We start from the raw sequence: 823 nt of genomic DNA on the forward strand, positions 1-823 counted from the left end.
GTTTATACCACCCAACTGCCGACGTTCACGCAAATCCATTTGGGCGGCAACGATAATGTGTTCAACCTGATGTTGGCGCTGTTCTCCATCGGTATCGCCATCGGCTCGGTATTATGCGCCAAACTCAGCCACGAGCGCCTGATTTTGGGCTTGGTTACCATCGGCACTCTGGGGCTAACGGTCTGTGGATTATTGCTGGTGTGGCTGACCCAAGGCCAACGCTTTACCGAATTAAACGGCATTATTTGGTTTTTATCGCAAGCTAAAGCGTATCCGATTATGCTCGTGATGTCGGCCATCGGCTTTTTCGGAGGCTTTTTCTCCGTACCGCTCTACACTTGGTTGCAAACCGCCAGCAGCGAAACCTTCCGCGCCCACGCCGTCGCCGCCAACAACATCATCAACGGCGTATTTATGGTGTCAGCCGCCATTTTGAGCGCAGTTTTGCTGATGTTGTTTGACAGCATCACGCTGCTGTATTTGATTGTTGCCGTGGGTAATCTTCCGTTGATTGTTTACCTCATCAAACGGGAATCGAAATTTATCGGGGATTTGACTGCTTTATTGAAAATCAGCAAATAAGGCCGTCTGAAATGTATCCCCACCATGCACATTTTCACTATTCAATCTCGTGGACAGCTTGTGCATAAATCAGATTACTGTCTGATTTAAAATTAAAAAACACATCTGCCTAAATTTTAAGCACAACTTTACTCCCAAACAAAATGCACATTTTCCCCAAACAAGCGTGTGCAAAGGCTGTGAATAAGTAAGCTTAATAATTGATATTTCAAAGAAAGACGATACTTGATTAATTTTTAGG

Annotated in this window: 1 pseudogene; it reads left to right on the plus strand. The window is 45.2% G+C overall.

The window, feature by feature from the left end:
* Positions 1 to 582 (plus strand): annotated as a pseudogene (locus ACTHUR_RS13070) (MFS transporter); the annotation flags it as partial.
* Between the last annotated feature and the right edge of the window lie 241 nt (positions 583 to 823).

The sequence above is a fragment of the Neisseria sp. P0021.S007 genome (genome assembly GCF_051956855.1).